Here is a 23,854-nt window from a genome sequence, read left to right as displayed (position 1 = left end):
CGCAAGGAATGAGGAACAGGTATGGAGGCTTTACGCTGGAACATGCTGGTAAAGAACGTGCTGGATGCAGCGGAAGAGCATCAGTTATGGGTTCCCGGGGATCGGATTGTCGTCGCAGTATCGGGCGGGCCGGACTCGGTGGCTTTTTTGCATATCATGCACGAGATCAGCAAGCGGCATGTGCCACTTGAATTGATCTGTGCCCACGTGCATCATGGCTTCCGGAGTGAATCTGATGATGAAGCGGAGAAAATGATGGAACTGGCACAACAGCTTGGTATTACATTTGAATGGACCAAGGCCGATGTACCTTCATATATGGAGCTTACGGGTCAAGGACCACAGGAAGCAGCCCGCAACAAGCGATATGCCTTTTTGCACGAAGTGGCTTCCAAATATAATGCGGCAAGCATCGCTTTGGCACATCATGCCGATGATCAGGCGGAGACGGTCATGCTTCATTTGCTTCGTGGAACCGGCTTGTCGGGACTCTCAGGAATGAAGTTTAAAAGACGAGAAAAAAATGTGGAACTTATTCGTCCATGCCTTCGTATAAACAAGACAGACCTTGTAGAAGCTTGTATTACCCAGGGTTTTATGTATTTCAATGATGAGAGCAACGCCCTGCGTAAATATCGGCGTAATGCCATTCGCTTGGATGTGCTTCCTTTTTTGGGGCAGTATAATGGACAACTCACGCCGTCATTGAATCGGCTTGCCGAAATTGTGGGTGATGAAGACGATTTCATGGAGCAGAGTGCATATGACACATACAGGTGTCTAGTGCAGGTGAACGGCGGAAGGCAAACCTTTGAGGTGCCTTCCTTCTTGAAGTTACATGTCGCTTTACAACGAAGGTTGATTAAACTAATATTGAATTATCTGCCTTTGGACAGTGATTTTGTCGACTTTACCCGTATAGAAACCATTCGGCGCAAGGTCATAGAGACCCATGTGACGACCTGGAGCCTGGATATAGGACAGACACTCGCCTGCACTCGGGAGTATAATCTGATTTCTTTTGGCATACGGACGGACGTACAGGATCAATCTTACGAGTACCGTCTTGCGCAATGGAGTGGAACTTATGAGCTTTCACTCACCCCAATTAACCGGTATATTCGGTTGATGACGGTGAGTCCCGAGGACTATCATGTACCGGAATCGGCGGATCAAGCCGCGTTTGATGCGGATCAACTGCTTATGCCGCTGGTTGTGCGTTCACGGTTACCTGGAGATACCATGAAAGTGATGGGATTAAACGGAAGCAAAAAGGTGAAAAATATTTTCATCGATGAGAAAATCCCCCCATCTGTCCGTCCACGTATTCCTGTGGTATGTGATGGAGCAGGTCATATCATCTGGTTACCGGGTGTTCGACGGTCCAGTGTGGCTCCTGTCAGGGAGGGCACTTCCGCAATCCTGTACATGACTGTAGGCGATTCAGCGATTCAGGGGTAGTGGTTATGGTTCAGGTAAGGCTTTCATAGTATAACTTAGGAGGTTCGCACAGTTGCAGAACGACATTCAGGAAGTATTGATCAGTGAAGAAGAAATTCAGAGTAAAGTCAAGGAATTAGGCGCAACACTAAGTGCCGAATATGCAAATCGCAATCCTTTGGTCATTTGTGTGCTCAAGGGTGCGTTTATATTTATGGCTGATTTGGTTAAAAACATAACGGTACCTGTTGAAATGGATTTTATGGCGGTATCCAGTTACGGCGCTTCCACCAAGTCATCAGGTGTTGTCAAAATCATTAAGGATCTGGATGTATCCGTAGAAGGACGGGAAGTTCTGATTGTCGAAGATATTATCGACAGCGGACTTACACTCAGCTATCTGATTGAACTGCTAGAAAACCGCGGTGCCGAGTCGGTGCGAGTGGTTACGCTGTTCGACAAGCCTTCAGGCCGTAAAGTTGAGTTGGAAGCTCATTACACAGGCTTTGACATTCCTGACGCGTTCATCGTTGGTTACGGTTTGGATTTTGCGGAGAAGTACCGGAACCTGCCCTATATCGGGATTTTGAAGCCGGAAGTCTATAGTAGCTAATATCCTGCCCGACCCAAGCCTTGAGCTGTTCTTGGCTTCTGTTGAGAAGCCATGTCGGGCTATGTTAAAATAATTAAAGTGTCTCGAGAGGAGGTAGGGGATGAATCGGTTCATCCGGAATTCTGGTTTTTATTTGATTCTTTTTTTAGTTGTGGTGGGGATAGTCCAGTTCGTCAGCAATGGCGGCGAAGCCACCGATAATCCTAGATATGATCAGTTGCGTGCAGCGATCAAAGCCAACAATGTCTCTGAATTGACGGTTCAATTCAACGGTCAAACGTATCTCGTGACCGGTCAATACAAGAAGGCACCTGATGGCGCCAAATCAGAAAATTTCTCAACGTATATTCCTCCTACGGATGAGGCAATTAGTGAGCTTGTAGCTGCAAGTGAAACTAACAATTTCCAATATCATCAGGAGCCAATGAAAGGTGACAGCATCTGGTTGACGTTGCTGACTTCCTTTATTCCTTTGATCATTATGTTCCTGCTGTTCTTCTTCCTGTTTAATCAGGCTCAAGGCGGCGGCGGTAAAGTAATGAACTTTGGTAAAAGCCGTGCTCGTCTCTACAACGAAGAGAAGAAGCGGGTTACATTTGAAGATGTTGCGGGTGCTGACGAAGAGAAACAGGAACTTGTTGAGGTTGTAGACTTCCTCAAGGACCCTCGTAAATTCGCAGCAGTAGGTGCGCGGATTCCTAAGGGCGTATTGCTCGTAGGGCCTCCAGGTACCGGTAAAACATTGCTCGCTCGTGCCGTAGCCGGTGAAGCGGGTGTACCATTCTTCACTATTTCAGGTTCCGACTTCGTGGAAATGTTTGTCGGTGTCGGTGCATCACGTGTTCGTGATTTGTTTGAAAATGCGAAGAAAAATGCCCCATGTATCATCTTTATCGATGAGATTGATGCTGTAGGACGTCAGCGTGGTGCTGGTCTTGGTGGTGGTCACGATGAACGTGAACAGACACTCAACCAGTTGCTCGTTGAGATGGACGGATTCGGAGTTAATGAAGGTATCATCATCATTGCCGCAACGAACCGTGCAGATATTTTGGACCCTGCCTTGCTGCGTCCAGGACGTTTTGACCGTCAAATTACGGTTGACCGCCCTGATGTAAGAGGTCGTGAAGCTGTCCTGAAAGTACATTCCCGTAATAAACCACTGACCAAAGATGTGAAGATGGATATTATCGCGAAGCGTACAACAGGTTTCTCTGGTGCGGATTTGGAGAATCTCTTGAACGAAGCGGCATTGCTTGCAGCGCGTCGTAACCGTAAAGATATTTCCATGAAGGAAGTTGACGAAGCGATTGACCGTGTCATCGTTGGTACGGAGAAGAAAAGCCGTGTCATCAGTGATCGCGAGAAACGAATCGTTGCTTATCACGAAGCAGGTCATACCATTGTTGGATACTTCCTCGAACATGCTGATATGGTACATAAAGTGACCATTATTCCGCGCGGACGTGCGGGTGGATATGTAATCATGTTGCCAAAAGAAGACCGTATGCTGGTTACCAAGCAGGAATTGCTGGATAAAGTAACCGGACTTCTCGGGGGTCGTGTAGCTGAAGAATTGTTCATCGGAGAAATTGGTACTGGTGCATACAGTGACTTCCAGCAAGCGACAGGTATTGTTCGCAGCATGGTTATGGAATACGGTATGAGTGAGAAATTGGGACCTATGCAATTCGGAAGTTCACAAGGACAGGTATTCCTTGGTCGGGATATCGGTCATGAACAGAATTACTCAGATTCCATTGCTTACGAGATTGATCAGGAAATGCAACGCTTTATCAATGACTGTTATGAGAAGTGTAAGGACTTACTTGTTAAACATTCAAAAGAGATGCACCTGATCGCTCAAACTTTGCTTGAGGTTGAGACTTTGGAAATGGATCAGATCAAGCAATTGATCGAAACAGGTTCTTTGACTCCAAAAGCAGAGAATGACAATGATGGTGAAGGCACACCAACTGAAGGCGGAGAGCCAATCATCGACACCATCGGTGATGTGCGTGTTCGTATTCAAGGTAAAGATGAAACGCCTGAGCCACCAGCCGGAGATATTCCAAACGAAGCTCCGAATCTGGAAAAGGGTAATAACAATAACCCGGATGATGGCGGAACGAAGCCAACGTCTTAATGCACAATACATCTGGCTATAATAGCAGGTGAAATCAAGAGAGCCCTCGGGGCTCTCTTTTTTTATCCATTATTTTAAAAGAGGATAGATAAAGATAAACGGGAGTTAGATGGAGAACCAGTTAGCAAACAGGTGGTTACAGCGCTGTTCCGGGCCTTTTTCATTTATTGACAGAGTCGTGAACGTTGTGTAAATTAGTTGTTAAACCGCTTGTGATTCGTTTCTCAAGCGAAGATAACGACTTAGGTTAGCCCACGAAACAGCGCATGACGCTGTCCCGATAAAGGAGAGGATCACAGGTGGAAGCTCTGGCTTTAGAGCGCAAGGCTGAGATGAACCGCGAGCTGCGTGAGCGGCTTATGGTGTTGAAAAAGGAACGTAATGCCATTATTCTTGCCCATTATTATCAACGTGACGAAGTACAGGAGGTTGCCGACTTCCGTGGAGATTCATTTCTGTTAGCCCAGAAGGCAGCACAAACAGATGCGGATGTGATCGTTTTCTGTGGTGTTCATTTTATGGGTGAAAGCGCTAAAATTCTTGCGCCAAATAAAACAGTTATTATCCCGGACGAACGTGCGGGCTGCCCAATGGCAGATATGGTGAATGTGGATGGACTACGCAAATTGAAAGCACAACATCCTAATGCCAAGGTGGTTACGTATATCAATTCCTCGGCTGAGATCAAAGCAGAGACTGACATCTGTTGTACATCAGCGAACGCAGTCCGGGTTATTCAATCGGTGGATTCCGACGAAATTATCTGGGTACCGGATAAAAACCTGGGACATTATGTGCAGCAGCATACAGACAAGAAAATGATTATCTGGGAAGGTTACTGCAACACTCACGATATGCTTACAGTCAAAGATGTGGTGGAGATGAGAGCCAAGCATCCAAATGCAGAGTTTGTTGTCCATCCAGAGTGTCGCCCTGAGGTTGTAGAAATGGGTGATTTTGTAGGCAGCACAACAGCTATTCTGGAGTATTGCAAAAATTCATCAGCGAAGGAATTTATCGTAGGTACCGAAGATGGTACAGGATATCAGCTTCGTCTGGATAGTCCGGATAAACAGTTCCACTTTGCTACCAAGTTCCTCGTATGTCCCAACATGAAGGTGAACAACTTGAAGAAACTGGTGAAATGCCTGGAAACGATGAAGCCGCAAATCTACGTGCCACCGGCCGTTGCCGACAAAGCCAGAGAATCGCTAGAGCGCATGTTGTTGGTAAAGTAGGATGCGCTACTCTTGCTCCAAGACAGGTGAATAACATGATACCGCAATATTTAGTTGATTTTGATCTGTCTGCCCTACCCATGGTAGAGACGGATGTACTGGTTATAGGCTCAGGGATTGCTGGTTTGTTTACTGCCATTAAGGCAAGTGAACAACAACGTGTATTAATGATCACGAAGAAGTCATTACTTGAAAGTAACACCAGATATGCGCAGGGAGGCATCGCTGCGGTTATTGCTGAGGATGATTCACCTGCTTACCACTTGCAGGACACACTTGTAGCAGGAGCGGGCTTATGCCGCTCCGAAGCGGTAGAGGTATTGGTGAATGAGGGGCCGGACGGAGTGAAGGAACTGATTCGTTTGGGTACTTTATTTGATCTGGAGAACGGCGAGTTGGCGTTGACGCAGGAAGGTGCGCATAGCCACCGCCGTATTTTGCATGCCAACGGAGATGCAACAGGATATGAGATTGTACGTGCGCTTGCTGTTGAAGTGAATGAGCATCCCGGGATTGAAGTATGGGATGAGCATTTTGTTGTTGACCTGATTACAGATCGAGATCGAGGGGAATGCATTGGCGCTCTAGTTCAGAAGGATGACGGATCACAAGTGTTCGTGAAGGCACAGGCAACCGTTCTTTGTTCTGGTGGGGCAGGACAACTGTACCGATACACGACGAATCCGGATGTAGCTACTGCCGATGGTGTAGCCATGGCCTATCGGGCTGGGGCTATTGTTCGTGACATGGAATTTATCCAATTCCACCCCACCTCTCTTTGTTACCCGGGGGCCCCGCGTTTCCTTGTGTCAGAAGCCGTACGTGGCGAAGGGGCATATTTGCGCAATGTGAAGGGCGAGCGCTTCATGGATCGTTATCATGCCCAGCTTGAACTGGCCCCTCGCGATATCGTGGCACGAGCGATTGTTAGTGAGATGGAGTCCACCAACAGTACCTTTGTGTATTTGGACATTACGCATGAACAGCCAGAGATGATCAAGCATCGGTTCCCTACCATATATGAGACTTGTATGCGTTATGGATTAGACATGACAACGGACTGGATTCCCGTTGCACCTGCTGCCCATTACATGATGGGTGGAGTGAAAACGGATTTAAGTGGAGAGAGCAGCATCTCCCGATTATTTGCTTGTGGTGAGGTGTCTTCTACAGGAGTGCATGGAGCTAACCGCCTGGCAAGCAACTCCTTGTCAGAAGCGATTGTATTTGGGCGGAGAATTGTAGATCGTATTCAATCTCTTCCTCCGCTTGGTTTAGTACAAGTAAGAGGGGCTGCGCCTTCATCTGTGGAGATGAATAACAAGATCAACAAAATCACGGAAGAGCAAAAGCCAGTATCCGAAAGACGCTTACGATTACAGAAAATGATGGTTCGTCAGGTAGGCCTGCGCCGGAATGGTGAGGACCTGCAGAAGGCCATGGACAAGCTACAACAGGAATTGCAATTTTTTGATCTGACACTCACTCATAAGGAAGAGCTGGAGTATGCCAACCTTCTGACCTGTGCCTGGTTAGTTACCAGCGGAGCATTACACCGCGAGGAGAGTCGGGGGGCTCACTATCGTGAGGATTTCCCGGCGCGTGATGATATCGTGTGGCAGAAGCATAGTCTGCAGCAGCGAGAACAAGCGATTGTGGAGGAATTGATGTCATGATACTGAATGGATATAATGAAGGGCTTATCGAATCAATCAAAAACTGGCTTCGTGAAGATGTTGGTGCAGGTGACGTTACAACAAGTGTGACGATCCCGGCAGGCAACCAATCCAAGGCCATTATACACGCCAAAGACAATGGTATTATTGCAGGCATGACCGTAGCTGAACTTGTATTTCAGGTCGTTGATCCTGATCTTGTATTTTCACCGAAGGTAACAGACGGAGACAAGGTTACCCATGGCACGATTTTGGCCGAGGTAGAGGGAAGTACACATTCTCTGCTTACGGGGGAACGACTGGCACTTAACTTGCTGCAACGTATGTCCGGAATAGCTACGCGTACGCGTGCCTACGTGGATGTGCTGGATGGTCTTGAGACCAGGCTCGTGGATACACGTAAGACAACGCCGGGCCACCGACTACTTGAGAAATACGCAGTGCGCGTGGGTGGCGGAGCGAATCATCGATTTGGACTGTACGATGCCGTTATGATTAAGGATAACCACATCAAGGGTGCAGGCGGAATCACCGAGGCGGTACAGCGTGCGCGAACCGTTATCCCACATACGATGACGATTGAAGTGGAGACTGAAAATCTGGAGCAGGTGAGAGAAGCCTTGCAAGCCGGGGCAGATATCATTATGCTGGATAACATGCATCCAGAGCGGATGCGTGAAGCAGTTGAGCTTATTCGTGAACAGGCTCCTCATGTGAAGGTTGAAGCATCCGGTAACGTGTCTCTTCAGACCATTCGTGGTATTGCAGAGAGTGGTGTGGATGTAATTTCGGTTGGCAGGTTAACCTATTCCTTTGAGAGCCTGGATATTAGTCTGGATTTAAATGAAAAGAAAGAGGGGTGAACCTCTTTGATTCTAGTTGTAGACGTGGGGAACAGCAATATGGTGCTCGGCGTATATCAAGGCCGGGAATTGCTGCACCACTTTCGTCTGAGTACATCACGTCAGTCTACAGTGGATGAATACGGCGTATTGATTTATAATTTATTTCATATGTCCGGCATCAGGGCAAGTGACATCGAAGGTGTCATCATCTCATCTGTGGTTCCGCCACTGGTGAATGTAATCGAAGCGATGTGTGAGAAGTATGTAGGCAAAAAAGCTTTGCTCGTTGGGCCTGGTATCAAAACTGGCTTGAACCTGCGATACGAGAACCCTCGTGAAGTGGGTGCAGATCGTATTGTTAATGCAGTGGCAGCCGTTGAGAAGTATGGTGGCCCTCTCGTCGTGGTCGATTTCGGTACTGCAACGACCTTTGACTGTATTGACGAGAAAGGTCACTACCTGGGGGGAGCTATTGTACCTGGCATTCAGATCGCCACTGAAGCGCTCTATGAGCGGGCATCCAAGTTGCCTCGTATAGAGCTGGAGAAACCTAAAAAGGTCATTGGCCGTAATACTATTCATGCCATGCAAGCGGGTATTATATATGGCTATGCAGGGCAGGTAGATGGTATTGTAGAACGTATTCGCGAGGAGATGGGAGCGAAGCCCCGAGTTATCGCGACGGGTGGTCTCGCTACACTTATCGCAGAAGAAACCCGTAGTATAGAGGAAGTTGATCCGCTGCTTACGCTTGAAGGGCTGCGTATTATATATGAGCGGAACCGGGAAAGGTGAGCATAGTGACGGCATACAGCGGGCTGAGATTACAGCTTAAGTGTTGTGCCGTTTTTTCTGTGTTACGACTATTATGGCGATACGCCAAAGGAGGCTGAATGACTTGGAAAACAACAACAAGCATGACCGGTTAATTCGTGGTACAGCAATGAATGGAAAGGTAAGAGCCTTTGCTATCCAGACTACGGAACTGGTTGAGGAACTACGCAGAAGACACGATACGTTTCCCACGGCTACAGCTGCCATGGGGCGTACGGTTACAACAGCAGCCATTATGGGTGCAATGCTCAAAGGTGAAGAGAAGTTAACGGTACAAGTCAATGGTGATGGGCCCATTGGACAGATTGTAGCTGATGCCAATGCGAAAGGCGAAGTACGAGGATATGTTTCTAATCCGCATGTACATTTGCCAAGCAATAGTGTGGGAAAACTGGACGTTGCAGGCGCAGTTGGAACGGAAGGTTTCATCAACATAACGAAGGATTTGGGACTGAAAGAACCATATCGTGGCAGTGTGCCTATTATTTCAGGAGAACTGGGCGAAGACTTCACGTACTACTTTGCGCAATCGGAGCAAACCCCTTCTGCTGTAGGCGTTGGTGTGCTCGTTGATACGGATAATTCCGTTATTGTCTCAGGTGGATTCATTATGCAGCTGTTGCCGGGATTGACAGATCCAGAGATCACGGCGATCGAAAACGCCATTAGTACGTTGCCGCCAGTGACGACGTTGCTGGAACAGGGACTTGAATTGGAAGAGTTGCTTCGCCGATTGTTGCCAGATGTACAAGTGATGGAAGGATTGGATATTCATTTTAGCTGTGAGTGTTCACGTGAGCGGGTAGAGAAGACACTAATCAGCCTGGGCCAAACGGAGATGGAGCAATTAATTGAAGAAGAGGGCCAGGCTGAAGTGGTCTGCCAATTCTGTAATGAAGCCTATGACTTTAACAAAGAACAACTTGAGACCATCCTAGAGCAAGCCAAGAACTGATCTATGCGGGGACGGGATGCGGAATGACAAGACAGGAAAAAGGGTTGTGGACGGCTGTAATTGTCTTGACGCTAGGTATGCTGGTCATGGGTAGTGTGATGGCTATGCATGGTCTCAGACAGGGCAAAGACGAGGCAGATGCATCCCATGATGCTAATACGGAAGAAGGAAGCACCGTAGCGACGATCAACGGAGAAGTTATCACGGACAAAGAGTGGACCGATGCGCTGAAAAGACGCTATGGCAGCGAGTTATTACTCCAGATGTTAAACCGTAAAGCAGTATTTGCCGAAGCAATTGAACGCAAGCTGATCGTCACTCCCCAAGAGATTGCAAGAGAACTTGCCGCCGCGATGGATGGGTACGATTCAGAGAAATCGTATTTTGACGAAATGAAGTCTCAATTGGGCCTGTCGAAACAGGAACTTGAGTTGGAAGCCGGCTACAGACTGCTGCTTGAGAAAATCGCAACGATCGGCATACAGATCAAGGATGCAGATATTGAGCATTACTGGACTGAACACCGTGAGGATTACGTTTCCCCCGAGAAATATGACTTGTCCATCATCGTAGTGAAGGAAGAAGATGAAGCCGATTCCTTACTGGATGCGTTGGAGAAGGGGGAGGACTTTGAAGAAGCTGCTCGCAAGCAATCGACAGACAGCTTCTCTCGTGATGCTGGTGGGAGGCTGGGATGGATTGAGCGGAATGATCCATTCCAGTCAGAAGAAATCCTTCAACTTGCTGCCGGGCTGGATGTAGGCGATATTGCCGGACCGGTTCGAGTGGAAGAAGGCTATGTTATTATCAGACTTAATGATAAAGAAGAACGCCAGGTGCAATCGGCCGAAGAAGTCCGTGAGGAGATTCGAATGGAACTGGCTCTGAGTCAGGCTGATCCGTTGCCGCAGGTAGAGCAAATGCTGCGTAACAAGTATGAAGCCGTAATCCTGTCCGAGATTCCTGCCTCCTGAATTCAAAGATTGTACAGTACTGCTGCATCTTGATAAAAATACTCTGTCTGCGGTCTTAGGGCCAAAGGCAGAGTGTTTTTTTTGAGTACTCATATTGACAATGAGGGTTAACGTTGATAAGATGAAAATAATAAATACCTACTCGTTTACTCGGATATAAAAGATTTATTTATGAACAAAGAAACTTTCGGAAACCTCCGCCCTGCTAGAAATCTTGGCAGTAAGGGATAGGATCAACAGGATTTCCGCAGTTCTTCTATAACAGCTAGAGGCTACCGGCCGCACAGTATAGGTTAACAGGACTCAAGTTTTATTCATCCACTAAGGAGGGCATTCATATGGCTAAAGTAGTTAATAACGTAACAGAACTCATCGGAGGTACTCCGCTTGTTCGTCTGAACCGTATCGTACCTGAAGGCAGTGCTGAAGTATTCGTGAAGCTGGAGTACCAGAATCCAGGTTCAAGCGTGAAAGACCGTATCGCAATTAGCATTGTGGAAGAAGCGGAAAAAGAAGGCAAGCTAAAACCAGGTGATACCATTATTGAAGCAACAAGTGGTAACACGGGAATTGGACTCGCGATGGTGGCTGCAGCCAAAGGCTACAAGTCCGTTATTGTAATGCCTGAGACGATGAGCTTGGAGCGTCGCAACTTGCTTCGTGCGTATGGTGCTGAGCTTGTGCTTACACCTGGAGCTGAAGGCATGAATGGTGCTGTTAAAAAAGCCGAAGAACTGCTGAAAGAAAACCCTTCCTATTTCATGGCTGAGCAATTTAAAAATAAAGCCAACGTGAAGATCCACCGTGAAACGACTGGCCCTGAGATTGTTGAAGCAATTCAATCTGTAGGCGGTACGTTGGATGCTTTCGTTGCAGGAATCGGTACAGGTGGAACAATTACAGGTGTAGGGGAAGTGCTGAAAGAAGCTTTCTCTGGTATTAAAATTGTTGCAGTTGAGCCAGCAGCTTCGCCAATTCTGGCGGGCGGCAAACCAGGACCACATAAGATCCAGGGGATTGGTGCCAACTTTATCCCTGAGATTCTGGATCAGGAAATCTATGATGAGATCATTCACATTGAGAATGATGATGCATTCGAGACGGCTCGTCAGGTAGCGAAGGAAGAGGGCATCCTGTCCGGTATTTCTTCCGGTGCGGCGATCCGTGCAGGTCTTCAGGTTGCGAAACAATTGGGTGAAGGCAAGCGCGTTGTCGTAATCGTGCCAAGTAACGGCGAACGTTACCTCAGCACACCTCTTTACAACTTCGAAGGCTAAGTCTACAAATGACAAAACCAATCCTCCTTGCCCGTATGACGGGTATGGAGGATTTTTGGCGTAATGCTTTTAAAAGGAGCGGCGCTTTAGTATACTATCAGACAATAGAACTAGCGACAGATGGAGGGCGGCACACCGCAATGACACACCTGATGACAACATACGCCGACTGGATGGAGTGGGCTGAACAAGGCTGGACCATGATGCCCTATATCACGAAGTCGGATGAGGGGCCGTATCATGGCGGTTTACCGTTATCGTGGGAGGCAGCCTGGGAGCAGGCGTCACCCTACGCAATTGTGCTGGAGAATGGCAAAGGCGGGAGATATACATTTCTGGGGTTAGACCCCGTATCCGTAATTTCAGGTAAAGGTCAAGAAGCGGTTATTCATGATGTGACGCAAGGAACCACTTTGACGGACAGCGGCAAGCCACTTGATGTATTGAAGAGATGGACTGCCCCGTATAGCGCACCCAAGGTTAATGGGGCTCCAGACTTTGGGGGTGGATACGCAGGTTATCTCAGCTACGATGTAGCAAGATCATTGGAGAAGCTTCCAGCTTTGGCTGAAGATAACCCGGCTCTGCCGGATTATTGGTGGATGCGCTTTGAAGAAATATGGGCGTATGACCATGAGCAGCAGGCGCTTTTCTGCATGGTTCATCTGGCTATAGAGCCTAACCGGAACGAAACGGATATCCGTAGCCTATATTCAGCGGCAGAAACACGAGCGACAGCGATGCAGAAACGTTGGCTTCATATTATGGGGGCTGCACAGGCCGAGGAACAACAGCAGGTACTGGAACGCCGCAACAAACAGGTCAATCGTACCCCGCAGCCTGAAGAGGCGGAAAGGGAATCGGAAGGATGGGAAACCTCCTTTCCCCAGAAGGACTTTGAACAAGCTGTGCGTACGGTACAGGAATATATCAGGCAGGGCGATGTGTTCCAGGTGAACCTGTCCTTGAGACAGGAGAAGCGGCTTCATTCGAGCGCTGAGCATATTTATGAATGGCTGCGCCTTGTGAATCCATCACCGTATATGGGTATGCTGCGTAGTCCAGACTTTCAACTGGTAAGCGGTTCTCCTGAACTTCTGGTCAAAGTGGAGAATGGCAAAGTCAGTGCACGTCCCATTGCAGGGACCCGCAGAAGGGGCCGCGATGAAGCAGAGGATAAAGCTATGGCGGATGAACTGCTCAGCAGTGAGAAGGAACGGGCGGAGCATATTATGCTCGTTGATCTGGAACGTAATGATATCGGACGGATTGCGGCCTATGGTTCGGTTCATGTGCCTGAATTGATGACCATCGAGAAGTATTCCCATGTCATGCACCTCGTTTCCCAGGTGGAAGGCAGGCTGGCAGAAGGGTTATCCGTATTTGATGTGATCGCTGCGACATTCCCGGGTGGAACGATTACCGGGGCGCCGAAAGTCCGCACCATGGAGATTATCGAGGAACTTGAGCCTGTGCGGCGTGGGCCTTATACGGGTTCCATCGGGTGGATGGATTACAGTGGAAATATGGAATTGAACATCGTCATTCGTACACTTGCCATTAAGGACGATATTGGTTATGTACAGGCCGGGGCAGGGATTGTTATTGATTCCGATCCATATCGGGAATACAAGGAATGCCGCAACAAGGCAAGAGCCATGATGAGAGCTGTGAATTACAGCGAAGAGGCGGAAGCAAGCAGAGCTATTGAACAAGAACAAGCGGAGCGAACAGAAGCTGTTAAACTAAATTAAATTAAAATAAAACGAAGCAACCGTCACTTGTGTTGACGGATGATGAGGAGGAGCAGGCATATGATACTGGTTATCGATAATTACGATTCTTTCACGTATAACCTGGTTCAATATCTGGGTGAACTGGGCGAGACGGTGGAAGTTCGCCGCAACGACGAGATTGATCTGGCAGGCATAGAGGCACTGGCACCTGATCATATTCTGATCTCTCCGGGCCCGTGTACACCGAATGAAGCGGGCATTAGTCTGGCAGTCATCGATCATTTCAAGGGAAGCATTCCGATCTTTGGTGTGTGCTTGGGGCATCAGTCCATTGGACAAGCGTTTGGTGGCAATGTCATTCGTGCGGAGCGCATGATGCACGGCAAAACATCCGAGATGCACCACAATGGAACATCGGTATTTGCCGGATTGCCATCTCCATTCACAGCTACCCGTTACCACTCCCTGATTGTGGAGCGCAGCAGCTTGCCTGACTGCCTGGAGATTACAGCGGAGACAGCTGAAGGTGAAATTATGGGTCTGCGTCACAAAGAATATGCGATTGAAGGGGTTCAATTCCACCCGGAATCCATTATTACAGACCATGGTCATCAGATGCTTCGTAACTTTTTGTCCCAACAAGTGAAGGTTTAACATGCAATATGCCGCGATAAACGGAGAGCTGGTCAATATGGCGGCGGCCGTGGTTCCTGTAACGGATCACGGCTTTTTGTACGGACTTGGACTGTTTGAGACGTTCCGGACGTATCGAGGTGTCCCATATCTTTTGGAACGGCATCTGGAGCGCATGGCCTCGGGGTGTAAGGAACTTGGCATTCCTTTTACAACGACCGCAGCAGAGGTGACTGATTGGATTCAACGTTTGATGGATGCGAACGGACTTCGGGATGCGTATGTACGTTATACGGTATCAGCCGGTGAAGCACCGCTAGGCTTGCCTTCTGGTGATTATTCAAAGCCAAATCATATTTTACTGGCAAAAGCATTACCTGAACCTTCTCCTTCTTTATATGAGAGTGGAAAAATGATTCAACGGTTGTCTACACCTCGCAACACGCCCGAAGGAGAAGTTCGGTTCAAGTCGCTACATTACATGAACAGTATTCTGGCGAAACGGGAGCTTAATGGATACGGGCAGCATGTGCAGGGTGCAGAAGGGCTACAATTAACCCGGGATGGTCATATAGCGGAAGGGATCGTCAGCAATGTGTTTTGGGTACGGGAAAATGTTCTCTACACGCCAGCACTCTCAACCGGCATTCTGCCGGGTATCACGAGAGCTGTGGTAATGGAGATTGCCTCGCAGCAAGGAATCCCCTGCATAGAAACGCTAGCCTCTTGGGAGGATCTCCTGCAAGCAGATGAAATATTTCTAACCGGCTCGGTGGCCGAACTGGTTCCGGTGACAACTCTGCGGGATCAGGACGGAGCTGAAACGATATTTAGCAACGGACATATAGGCCCGGTTACAGCAGTCCTTCTGGGTATGTACCGGCAGAAAGCGGGGTATACTTCATGACACTTACACCTGTCATCTATGAACGGAACTATGCATGGGGGCCAGCTGAATTGAAGCTGGGTACAAGAACACAGATTATGGGCATTCTTAACGTCACGCCTGACTCATTCTCGGATGGTGGACGTTATACCAACGTGGAGCGGGCGGTTGCTCATGCCAAACAGATGATGGAGGACGGGGCGGACCTGATTGATATCGGCGGGGAGTCCACCCGACCAGGTTCAGATGTCGTGGGCGCCGATGAAGAGCTCAGCCGGATTATTCCGGTTATTGAAGCATTGCATCAGCAAGCCCCGCACATTCCGATATCGGTAGACACGTATAAAGCCGAGGTTGCACGTCAGGCTATTCTGGCCGGTGCCCATATTATTAATGATGTGTGGGGTGCCAAGGCAGATCCAGATATGGCCCGCATGGCAGCCGAATTGGGGTGTCCCATCGTTCTGATGCATAATCGGCAGGATCGGAATTACACCGATTATCTGAGTGATGTCGTCAGCGATTTGCAGGAGAGCATACAGATTGCATTAACAGCCGGCGTGAAAGCAGACCAAATTATCCTGGACCCGGGCATTGGTTTTGTGAAGGATCTCGGAGAAAATCTGAAGCTCATGTCATCGCTCGGTTTGCTCAATGAAATGGGATATCCCGTTCTGCTAGCCACCTCACGCAAAAGATTCATCCAGAACACTCTGGATGTCGGGGCGGATGATGCGTTGGAAGGAACGGCTGCGACCGTTGCATTTGGCATTGCCCAAGGCTGCCAGATGGTTCGGGTTCATGATGTGAAGCCGATTCGGCGGACGGCAGACATGTGTGATGCCATGTTGTATGCTTCTCCGGGTATACGGAGGAAATAATGCTGGCGGGTCCCTGGTGACCCGTCCAGTGGAAGCGCAGCGTTTTTCAAAGGCGAAGCTAAGGGATAACTTCAAATAGATTAAAATTTCAATATATATAGAGGGTAGGCGGATCGTATGGATAGAATGGTATTGCATCGTATGGAGTATTACGGATATCATGGTGTTTTTGCAGAAGAACGGAAGCTTGGGCAGCGGTACTATATTGATCTGGAGATTGATATGGACCTGGGTGAGGCCGGACGTAACGATGATCTGACCAAAACGATTAATTATGCGGAGATCCATGAGCTGGTGAAACAAATTGTAGAGAATAAGTCATTCCAGTTAATTGAAGCTTTGGGCGAACATATTGCATCTTCTTTACTAGACACTTATACTATTATCAATGCATTGACAGTCAAGGTGACGAAGCCACATCCGCCATTCGATATTCATTTTGAGGGCGTAACGGTAGAGCTTCGCCGCACAAGAAAGTGAGAACCGATCATGATTGCACATTCGACCTCTGAATCTTCAGAGGCTTATATTGCTTTAGGGGCCAATTTGGGTGACCGGGAACAGACGCTGTTTGAAGCATTGTCTTTGCTGGATGAACACCCTCATATATCCGTTCTGCGTTGTTCTGCACTATATGAGACGGAGCCTGTAGGATATGTAGATCAGCCTGCATTTCTGAATATGGCAGTCGCCGTACAGGCGATGCTGACACCTGAGCAGTTGCTCACGGAATTATTGGATATCGAGAATCGGCTTGGCCGTGTTCGTGATATTCGCTGGGGACCGCGCACCGTTGATCTGGATCTGCTCTGGATGCAAGGTGAGACGCGAGATACCGAATTGCTTCAATTGCCTCATCCTCGTATGGGAGAACGGGCTTTTGTGCTGGTCCCACTGTCGGATATCGTACCGGAGGGCGAGATTTCAGGTTTGTATACCTTTGTACACTCATCGTTGTCTGTACTGGATGGAAAGGATGGAATACAGCTTTGGAAAACATGCAATTGGCCAACCGAATCCGGGCATTCCGGAAGCTGAAAGGTTTAACACAACATGAACTTGCGGCCGAGACCGGCATCTCGCTGGCCATTCTGGGAACCATTGAACGGGGAAACCGTAAGGTATCACAGCAAGAGCTCGATCGAATTGCTGGTGTGCTGGCAATCAGTATCGCGGAGTTGCGGGGCAACTAGGACCGTTTCGGTTTCGTCATGTTACAACAACCAAGACACTGATCGAATTTTATATCGTGATATATACAGAATTAAAAAAGGAGTGGAACGACTACCGTGCTTAACATTGGTGGCATTGAAATGAAAAACCAGGTCGTACTTGCGCCGATGGCTGGCGTATGTAATCCGGCTTTTCGTTTGATCGCAAAAGAATTCGGAACAGGCCTCGTATGCGCGGAGATGGTGAGTGGCAAAGCCATTGTCCATGGCAACCAGCGTACGCGTGAGATGTTGTTTGTAGATGAGCGTGAGAAACCGCTGAGCCTTCAGATTTTTGGGGGAGATCGTGATTCCCTTGTAGAAGCAGCCAAAATCGTGGACAAAGAAACCAATGCAGACATCATCGATATTAACATGGGATGCCCTGTGCCAAAGGTAACGAAATGTGATGCAGGTGCACGTTGGTTGCTTGATCCGAACAAAATCTATGAGATGGTATCCGCTGTCGTGGACGCGGTGGAGAAGCCGGTGACCGTCAAGATGCGTATCGGCTGGGATAACGAGCATATCTTCGCGGTGGAGAATGCACTCGCGGTTGAACGAGCTGGTGGACAGGCGGTAAGTGTACACGGCCGTACGCGTGAGCAACTCTATACAGGTACAGCTGACTGGTCACACATCAAAGATGTAAAAGAAGCTGTCTCTATCCCAGTGATCGGCAATGGTGATGTCCATACACCAGAGGATGCACGCCGTATGCTGGATGAAACGGGGTGTGACGGAGTTATGATCGGTCGTGCTGCCCTGGGTAATCCATGGATGCTGTATCGTACCATTCAATACTTAAGCACGGGGGAATTGCTTCCTGACCCGAATGGCGAAGAGAAGATCCGTGTTGCCATCCTGCATATGGATCGCCTGATCGCATTGAAGAATGAGACAGTTGCTGTACGCGAGATGCGCAAACATCTGGCTTGGTATTTGAAAGGTTTGAAAGGATCTGCCCGCATCAAAGACGTTATTATGGAAGGAACCAAGCGGGACGAGATGGTACAGATTCTGGAGAACTTTGTGAGTCAGCTAAAAAGCGAAGGTAATTTGGAGTCAGAACCGGTAATCGCCGGAAATGCATCTTAATTATAAACGCATCTGTAAAACGTTTACACCTATAGGGGGCGTAACATTGACTTTTCGAGATCGTTCCCCTATAATTTCTCAGTATAAATTCGCCATGTGCGTTAATAAGGATATAGCATCAGGAGGAATATTCTATTCCTCTGGAGAACTTCATATAGTTTTGAAGATGTATGCGAGCGGAGCTCTGTAACAAGCACTGATTCCGTTGCCGTACAATCAAATTTATTCCCATGACAGGAGAATCGGTTGAGATGAGCGACAAGGAAGTTATCCTTACACCAGAAGGACTCAAGAAGCTGGAAGAAGAATTGGAAACATTGAAATCAGTGAAGCGCCGCGAAGTGGCTGAACGGATTAAGGTAGCCATCGGGTATGGAGATATCAGTGAAAACTCTGAATACGAAGACGCGAAGAATGAGCAAGCTTTCATTGAAGGACGTGTAATCACGTTGGAGAAATTGCTTCGTAACGCGCGGATTATTAACAGCGACGAGATCGATACCGATGCCGTAAGCGTGGGTGCAACCGTCACTGTAGAAGATCTGGAGTTTGGCGACATCACGGAATATACGATTGTAGGTACTGCGGAGGCAGACCCGCTTCAGAACAAGATATCGAACGAGAGCCCTGTAGGTAAAGCAATTCTCGGCAAGAAAAAAGGTACAGTTGTTGATGTAAGTGTGCCTGCTGGCGTAATTCAATATAAAATTATGGACATTAAAAAGCTATAGCAACGAAGCAGTTGGGCGCGGTAAACAAAAGCTTCCTTAGGGAAGCTTTTTCAACATTAGAGGAAAAACGTCCTCTCGCGATGCCTGCAATGTAAATAAGGAGATGAATACAGATCATGACGGATGAAGTCTTGAATCAGGAAACCGAACTTAGCGAGCTTTTACAAATTCGCCGTGACAAATTGGACGAGCTCCGCAAATTGGGAATCGACCCTTTTGGCCAAAAATACGTACGTACCGAAGAAGCCGGCTCCATTCTGAAGAAGTATGAAGAACTGACCAAGGAAGAGCTGGAAGAGAAGCACATCGAAGTCAGTATTGCCGGACGGATTATGGCGAAGCGGGGAATGGGTAAAGCAAGCTTCGCACATATTCAGGACCTGAGCGGCAGAATCCAGATCTATGTTCGTCAGGATAGCGTGCCTGAAGACAAGTATGCGGCATTTAGCCTGCTGGACCTTGGCGATATCGTAGGGGTAACGGGTGTGATCTTTAAGACCAAAACAGGTGAAACTTCTGTCAAAGTGAAAGATATTGAAGTGCTGTCCAAATCGCTCTATCCGCTTCCGGATAAATTCCATGGTCTCACTGACGTAGAGCTGCGTTACCGCCAGCGTTATGTTGACCTGATTATGAGCCCGGACGTACAACAGACCTTTATCGCACGTTCCAAAATCATTCAATCGATGCGTCGTTACCTGGATTCCCTTGGATATCTGGAAGTGGAAACACCTACGTTGCATACCATCGCAGGAGGAGCGGCAGCACGTCCGTTCATCACACATCACAATGCGCTGGATATGGAACTGTACATGCGGATTGCGATTGAACTTCACCTGAAACGTCTGATTGTTGGCGGACTGGAGAAGGTATATGAGATTGGCCGTGTATATCGGAATGAAGGTATGTCCACACGTCACAATCCGGAGTTCACCATGATTGAATTGTATGAGGCATATGCCGACTACAAGGATATTATGCAATTGACGGAGAACCTGGTTGCTCATATTGCACAGGAAGTACTGGGTACGCAAGTGATCCAGTATGGAGATTATGAAGTAGATCTTACGCCACAGTGGCGCCGTGTTACGATGGTGGATGCAGTTAAGGAAGTTGTAGGCGTAGACTTCTCCGTACACATGACGGATGAGGAAGCACACAACTTGGCGAAGGAACATAAGGTTCCGGTTGAAAAACATATGACATTTGGTCATATTCTGAACGCGTTCTTTGAAGAATTTGTAGAAGAGACGTTGATTCAACCGACATTCATTATGGGACATCCTCTTGAAATCTCACCACTAGCGAAGAAAAATGATGTAGATCCGCGTTTCACGGATCGCTTCGAATTGTTCATCGTTGGACGCGAGCATGCCAATGCCTTCACAGAGCTGAATGATCCAATCGATCAGCGTCAGCGCTTTGAAGCACAGATGCTGGAGAAAGAACATGGGAACGACGAAGCTCATGAGATGGATGACGACTTCATCCGTGCGCTCGAATATGGTATGCCACCAACAGGGGGATTGGGAATCGGGGTTGATCGTCTGATCATGCTGCTTACCAACTCCCCGTCGATTCGTGACGTACTGCTCTTCCCGCACATGCGTCCTCGTACGCAAGATTAAATAAGGAACGTAGGATACGTTCATAATAGAAGAGGAACCTGCCGTTCAGTATCATGCTGGGGCAAGTTCCTCTTTAGGTTTACATAGACGCTAAAAATAAAGTTTGTCAGAAGGCCCTTGTTCGCAGCACACCATTAGGGTAACACCGCGTCTTGAAATTGTTAGATTAACCTGTTCGTATTTTTGTTAAAAGAGGTGCCCTTCATGAAGTTCAGGCTTCACTTTGCCAAATTCTTATCTCCTCCGTTAATTCTGGTCGGTGGTTTTCTGCTTATCATTGCGATTGGAACGGTGCTTCTCATGTTGCCAATCTCCAACCAAAGCGGTATGCATTTGGCTTTTATTGACGCGCTCTTTACATCAACCTCTGCCGCATGTGTAACTGGACTTGTCGTTGTGGATGTAGGGACGACGTTTAATTTGTTTGGTCAGATCGTCATTATGGTATTAATGCAGCTTGGTGGACTCGGATTCATGACCATGGCTACTCTCTTTGCACTTGTATTGGGCAAGCGAATCTCACTCAAGGACAGGTTATTACTCAAAGAAGCCATTAATGCAGACAGTATGGAAGGAATAGTACGCATTATCCGCAAGGTGTTGATTTTCTCCTTTACCATTGAAGGGGTGGCGGCTGTCATACTAGCGCTGCGCTGGGCAACGGAGATGCCATTGGGTCAGGCCGTATACTATGGAATATTCCACTCTGTTTCATTGTTTAATAATGGCGGATTTGATCTGTTTGGTAACAGCTTCCAATACTACACTGGAGATTGGATATTCAATGTGACCGCTTCTGTGCTCGTTGTCTCTGGTGGACTGGGTTTTGTTGTATTGAATGATCTGTTCGAGTATCGCAAACGCCGCCGTTTGTCTCTTCAGTCCAAACTGGTGCTGTCTGTATCCGGAGCGCTGATCGGTATAGGAGCGATTGTGTTGTTTGTTTTCGAATTCACCAATGGACATACACTGGCTTCACTCACATGGAGCGAGAAGATCTATGCGTCCTTCTTCCAGTCTGTCTCTACACGTTCGTCGGGAACGAGCACAATCGATATCACGGAGATGAGGCAGGCTACCCAATTCTTCTTCATTCTGCTGATGTTTATCGGGGCTTCCCCAGGATCGACCGGGGGCGGAATCAAGACGACTACATTCCTGATCATGATTGGTGCGGTGTATGCCATGATTCGGGGAAATAAGGATATTGTGTTTTTCCGCCAGCGTGTTCCGAAAGAACTGCTGATGAGGGCGTTGACCATTATTATGGTTTCTCTGATCATATTCATGATCGTGGTGATGCTTCTGCTTACGACAGAGGATGCGCCATTCCTTTCACTGATGTTTGAAGCTGCATCCGCAATCGGTACCGTGGGTCTTTCTGTGGGAGTGACTGATGAGTTGACCAATTGGGGAAAAATCATCATTACCTTTACCATGTTTGTAGGTCGGATCGGGCCATTAACCATCGCGTATGCCCTTCGTCCGCGCAAAGAGAAGAAACTGTATCGTCATCCGGAGGGCCGGATCATTATCGGATAAAAAGAAAAACCGTCAGACATTCAGAACTAACTCCTGTTATCGTAACGGGCCTTAGTCACAACGAATGTGCTGCGGTTTTTTTGGTTTAACGGCACAAGGAAGCAAGATGCAAAGTGAGAACATCGTCCATGAGCTTGGCATTCAACTGATCCGGTCTAAGCACGGTATGTATGCCTAAGCCATCTACCAGTGCATACAATCTCTCGATCTCCAGTTCTTTGTCCAGATCGGGTCTGGAGAGGTCGAACTTTATCAGGTAGGTGATAACAGAGCCTACAGCTTGTCTGAGTTCATCATATACGGTATTAGCAAGTTCTTTGAGTCTAGGATCGGTATTCGCTCTGGCTGTAAAAGCGTACCACACCTCCATTTCGGCCAGTTTTTCTTCCGTGTTTGGTAAGAATTCGAGCAATAGGCACTTCATATTGTCCATGGGAGAGCCGGTAAAGGACATTTTTTGGACTCGATGAGACACCCGTTCAGATACCAAATTCATGGCATATCGTAGTAGTTCCGATTGAGTAGAAAAGTAGTGACGCATCGAACCGACCGAAACTCCAGCTTCTTCAGCAATATTCCGAACAGAGGCCTGTTCCATGCCATCTCTTCGTATAATACGCCAAGCTGCCTCGGCCACGAGCACGCGCTGTTTATCGTGATCAACAAGTTTAGGCATAGGCATATTATATCACTGTTGATTATTATAGTACACACGTGCTAAATTAAATTTAATACATTTGTATCAAAAAAGGAGAGGCTGAAATGATTGGTTATTTCATTATAGGTTGTGAGATTGCCTTTTGGGTGTTTGTGTTCGCAGGTCTGAGTGTCAGGTATCTCCTTGGCATGAAGCGAATAGGCATCGGTTTGTTAATGGCGACGCCGGTTATCGATCTGTTATTGCTGGTAGCTACAGTTATGGATCTACAGCGAGGAGCTACAGCAAGTATGATTCATGGTATAGCTGCGGTGTATATAGGAGTAAGCATTGCCTATGGTCACCAGATGATCGCTTGGGCGGATCGATATTTCCTATATTGGTTCAAAGGTGGAGAAAACCCTCGTAGTAACAAGTTATATGGTAGAGAACATGCGAGTCGTGAGCGTAGTGGATGGTTTAGACATCTATTGGCTTGGGCTATAGGAAGTGCTTTTTTATTGGCCATGATATGGTGGATTGGAGATGCTGAACGTACAGCTGTCTTCAATAATCTGATCAGAGTGTGGGGAATGATACTCGGTATCGATTTTCTGATAAGTTTTAGTTACAGTTTATGGCCAAGAAAGGTTCCTGCTAGGAATGTTAAACGTTAAAGTAAAAATGGACGTGCGTATGAACTTGCTAAGTTGGGAGAATACCCATATGTACGTCCGTATTAGGTCAAACCGATTGTTAATATAGTTTTAAAAAAAGACTTGCATTCAATATCTGTACATGGTATATTCTAATTCCGGCCAAGAAAACACGGTTTACACGGTGCGGCAAGCAAATGAAATAAGCTTCGAAAGA

23 protein-coding genes are annotated in these 23,854 nt (G+C 47.6%); 22 read left to right on the top strand and 1 reads right to left on the bottom strand.

The genetic code is table 11. The features are described 5' to 3' along the window. Positions 1-21 precede the first annotated feature (21 nt). The 21 genes from tilS (at position 22) to C170_RS02430 (ending at position 22,344) form a co-directional block, all read left to right on the top strand. Positions 22-1,461: a tRNA lysidine(34) synthetase TilS gene (gene tilS / locus C170_RS02530; RefSeq protein ID WP_036606116.1), complete on the top strand. Its 1,440-nt coding sequence runs from the start codon at positions 22-24 to the stop codon at positions 1,459-1,461. Between the two features lie 52 nt (positions 1,462-1,513). After that, on the top strand, positions 1,514-2,053 hold the full coding sequence (gene hpt / locus C170_RS02525) for a hypoxanthine phosphoribosyltransferase (RefSeq protein WP_017691352.1): 540 nt from the start codon (positions 1,514-1,516) through the stop codon (positions 2,051-2,053). Positions 2,054-2,153: 100 nt separating this feature from the next. Continuing rightward, a complete protein-coding gene (gene ftsH, locus C170_RS02520; RefSeq protein ID WP_036606115.1) occupies positions 2,154-4,199 on the top strand; it encodes an ATP-dependent zinc metalloprotease FtsH in 2,046 nt (681 codons plus the stop codon). A 299-nt stretch (positions 4,200-4,498) separates the two neighbouring features. Further along, positions 4,499-5,437, top strand: coding sequence for a quinolinate synthase NadA (gene nadA / locus C170_RS02515; protein WP_036606114.1), 939 nt, complete (start codon positions 4,499-4,501; stop codon positions 5,435-5,437). A gap of 35 nt (positions 5,438-5,472) precedes the next feature. Beyond that, positions 5,473-7,113 (top strand): L-aspartate oxidase, encoded by a 1,641-nt coding sequence (gene nadB, locus C170_RS02510; protein ID WP_036606113.1) that lies wholly within the window; start codon positions 5,473-5,475, stop codon positions 7,111-7,113. After that, entirely contained in the window at positions 7,110-7,976 is an 867-nt protein-coding gene (gene nadC, locus C170_RS02505; protein WP_036606112.1) for a carboxylating nicotinate-nucleotide diphosphorylase, read from the top strand. The genes nadB and nadC overlap by 4 nt, the downstream gene beginning before the upstream one ends. 6 nt (positions 7,977-7,982) lie before the next feature. Further along, on the top strand, positions 7,983-8,753 hold the full coding sequence (locus C170_RS02500) for a type III pantothenate kinase (RefSeq protein WP_036606111.1): 771 nt from the start codon (positions 7,983-7,985) through the stop codon (positions 8,751-8,753). A 103-nt stretch (positions 8,754-8,856) separates the two neighbouring features. Continuing rightward, the gene (hslO, locus tag C170_RS02495; RefSeq protein WP_036606110.1) at positions 8,857-9,747 is read left to right on the top strand and encodes an Hsp33 family molecular chaperone HslO; all 891 of its coding nucleotides are present in this window, start codon (positions 8,857-8,859) and stop codon (positions 9,745-9,747) included. 23 nt (positions 9,748-9,770) lie between these two features. After that, a complete protein-coding gene (locus tag C170_RS02490) occupies positions 9,771-10,721 on the top strand; it encodes a peptidyl-prolyl cis-trans isomerase (RefSeq protein ID WP_036606109.1) in 951 nt (316 codons plus the stop codon). A gap of 338 nt (positions 10,722-11,059) precedes the next feature. Then, complete coding sequence (cysK, locus tag C170_RS02485; protein WP_036606108.1) at positions 11,060-11,998, top strand: cysteine synthase A; 939 nt, start codon at positions 11,060-11,062, stop codon at positions 11,996-11,998. A gap of 140 nt (positions 11,999-12,138) precedes the next feature. Continuing rightward, positions 12,139-13,752 carry an anthranilate synthase component I family protein gene (locus C170_RS02480; protein WP_036606107.1) on the top strand — a complete coding sequence of 538 codons (1,614 nt, stop codon included), beginning with the start codon at positions 12,139-12,141 and terminating at the stop codon, positions 13,750-13,752. 60 nt (positions 13,753-13,812) lie between these two features. Continuing rightward, on the top strand, positions 13,813-14,388 hold the full coding sequence (gene pabA / locus C170_RS02475; protein WP_036606106.1) for an aminodeoxychorismate/anthranilate synthase component II: 576 nt from the start codon (positions 13,813-13,815) through the stop codon (positions 14,386-14,388). 1 nt (position 14,389) lies between these two features. Continuing rightward, a complete protein-coding gene (locus C170_RS02470) occupies positions 14,390-15,274 on the top strand; it encodes an aminotransferase class IV (protein WP_036606105.1) in 885 nt (294 codons plus the stop codon). Next, positions 15,271-16,134 (top strand): dihydropteroate synthase, encoded by an 864-nt coding sequence (folP, locus tag C170_RS02465; protein ID WP_036606104.1) that lies wholly within the window; start codon positions 15,271-15,273, stop codon positions 16,132-16,134. Before C170_RS02470 ends, folP begins: the two co-directional genes overlap by 4 nt. 117 nt (positions 16,135-16,251) lie before the next feature. After that, positions 16,252-16,614 (top strand): dihydroneopterin aldolase, encoded by a 363-nt coding sequence (folB, locus tag C170_RS02460; RefSeq protein ID WP_036606103.1) that lies wholly within the window; start codon positions 16,252-16,254, stop codon positions 16,612-16,614. 9 nt (positions 16,615-16,623) lie between these two features. After that, the gene (folK, locus tag C170_RS02455) at positions 16,624-17,172 is read left to right on the top strand and encodes a 2-amino-4-hydroxy-6-hydroxymethyldihydropteridine diphosphokinase (protein WP_036606102.1); all 549 of its coding nucleotides are present in this window, start codon (positions 16,624-16,626) and stop codon (positions 17,170-17,172) included. Continuing rightward, on the top strand, positions 17,133-17,327 hold the full coding sequence (locus C170_RS02450) for a helix-turn-helix domain-containing protein (protein WP_235200703.1): 195 nt from the start codon (positions 17,133-17,135) through the stop codon (positions 17,325-17,327). Before folK ends, C170_RS02450 begins: the two co-directional genes overlap by 40 nt. A gap of 96 nt (positions 17,328-17,423) precedes the next feature. Further along, positions 17,424-18,443: a tRNA dihydrouridine synthase DusB gene (gene dusB / locus C170_RS02445; protein WP_036606100.1), complete on the top strand. Its 1,020-nt coding sequence runs from the start codon at positions 17,424-17,426 to the stop codon at positions 18,441-18,443. Between the two features lie 251 nt (positions 18,444-18,694). Then, the gene (greA, locus tag C170_RS02440; RefSeq protein WP_036606099.1) at positions 18,695-19,174 is read left to right on the top strand and encodes a transcription elongation factor GreA; all 480 of its coding nucleotides are present in this window, start codon (positions 18,695-18,697) and stop codon (positions 19,172-19,174) included. A 116-nt stretch (positions 19,175-19,290) separates the two neighbouring features. Continuing rightward, the gene (gene lysS / locus C170_RS02435) at positions 19,291-20,802 is read left to right on the top strand and encodes a lysine--tRNA ligase (RefSeq protein ID WP_036606098.1); all 1,512 of its coding nucleotides are present in this window, start codon (positions 19,291-19,293) and stop codon (positions 20,800-20,802) included. A gap of 204 nt (positions 20,803-21,006) precedes the next feature. After that, on the top strand, positions 21,007-22,344 hold the full coding sequence (locus tag C170_RS02430) for a TrkH family potassium uptake protein (RefSeq protein WP_036606097.1): 1,338 nt from the start codon (positions 21,007-21,009) through the stop codon (positions 22,342-22,344). A gap of 85 nt (positions 22,345-22,429) precedes the next feature. Here the strand turns inward: C170_RS02430 and C170_RS02425 are convergent, their stop codons facing one another. Then, positions 22,430-23,020 carry a TetR/AcrR family transcriptional regulator gene (locus C170_RS02425; RefSeq protein WP_036606137.1) on the bottom strand — a complete coding sequence of 197 codons (591 nt, stop codon included), beginning with the start codon at positions 23,018-23,020 and terminating at the stop codon, positions 22,430-22,432. 86 nt (positions 23,021-23,106) lie between these two features. Between C170_RS02425 and C170_RS02420 the strand changes: the two genes are divergently transcribed. Then, positions 23,107-23,658 carry a hypothetical protein gene (locus C170_RS02420; protein ID WP_036606096.1) on the top strand — a complete coding sequence of 184 codons (552 nt, stop codon included), beginning with the start codon at positions 23,107-23,109 and terminating at the stop codon, positions 23,656-23,658. The last annotated feature ends 196 nt before the right edge of the window (positions 23,659-23,854 follow it).

The organism is Paenibacillus sp. FSL H7-689, from assembly GCF_000517905.1.
Lineage (GTDB): Bacteria > Bacillota > Bacilli > Paenibacillales > Paenibacillaceae > Paenibacillus > Paenibacillus amylolyticus.
This window is presented reverse-complemented; position numbering and strand designations above follow the sequence as displayed.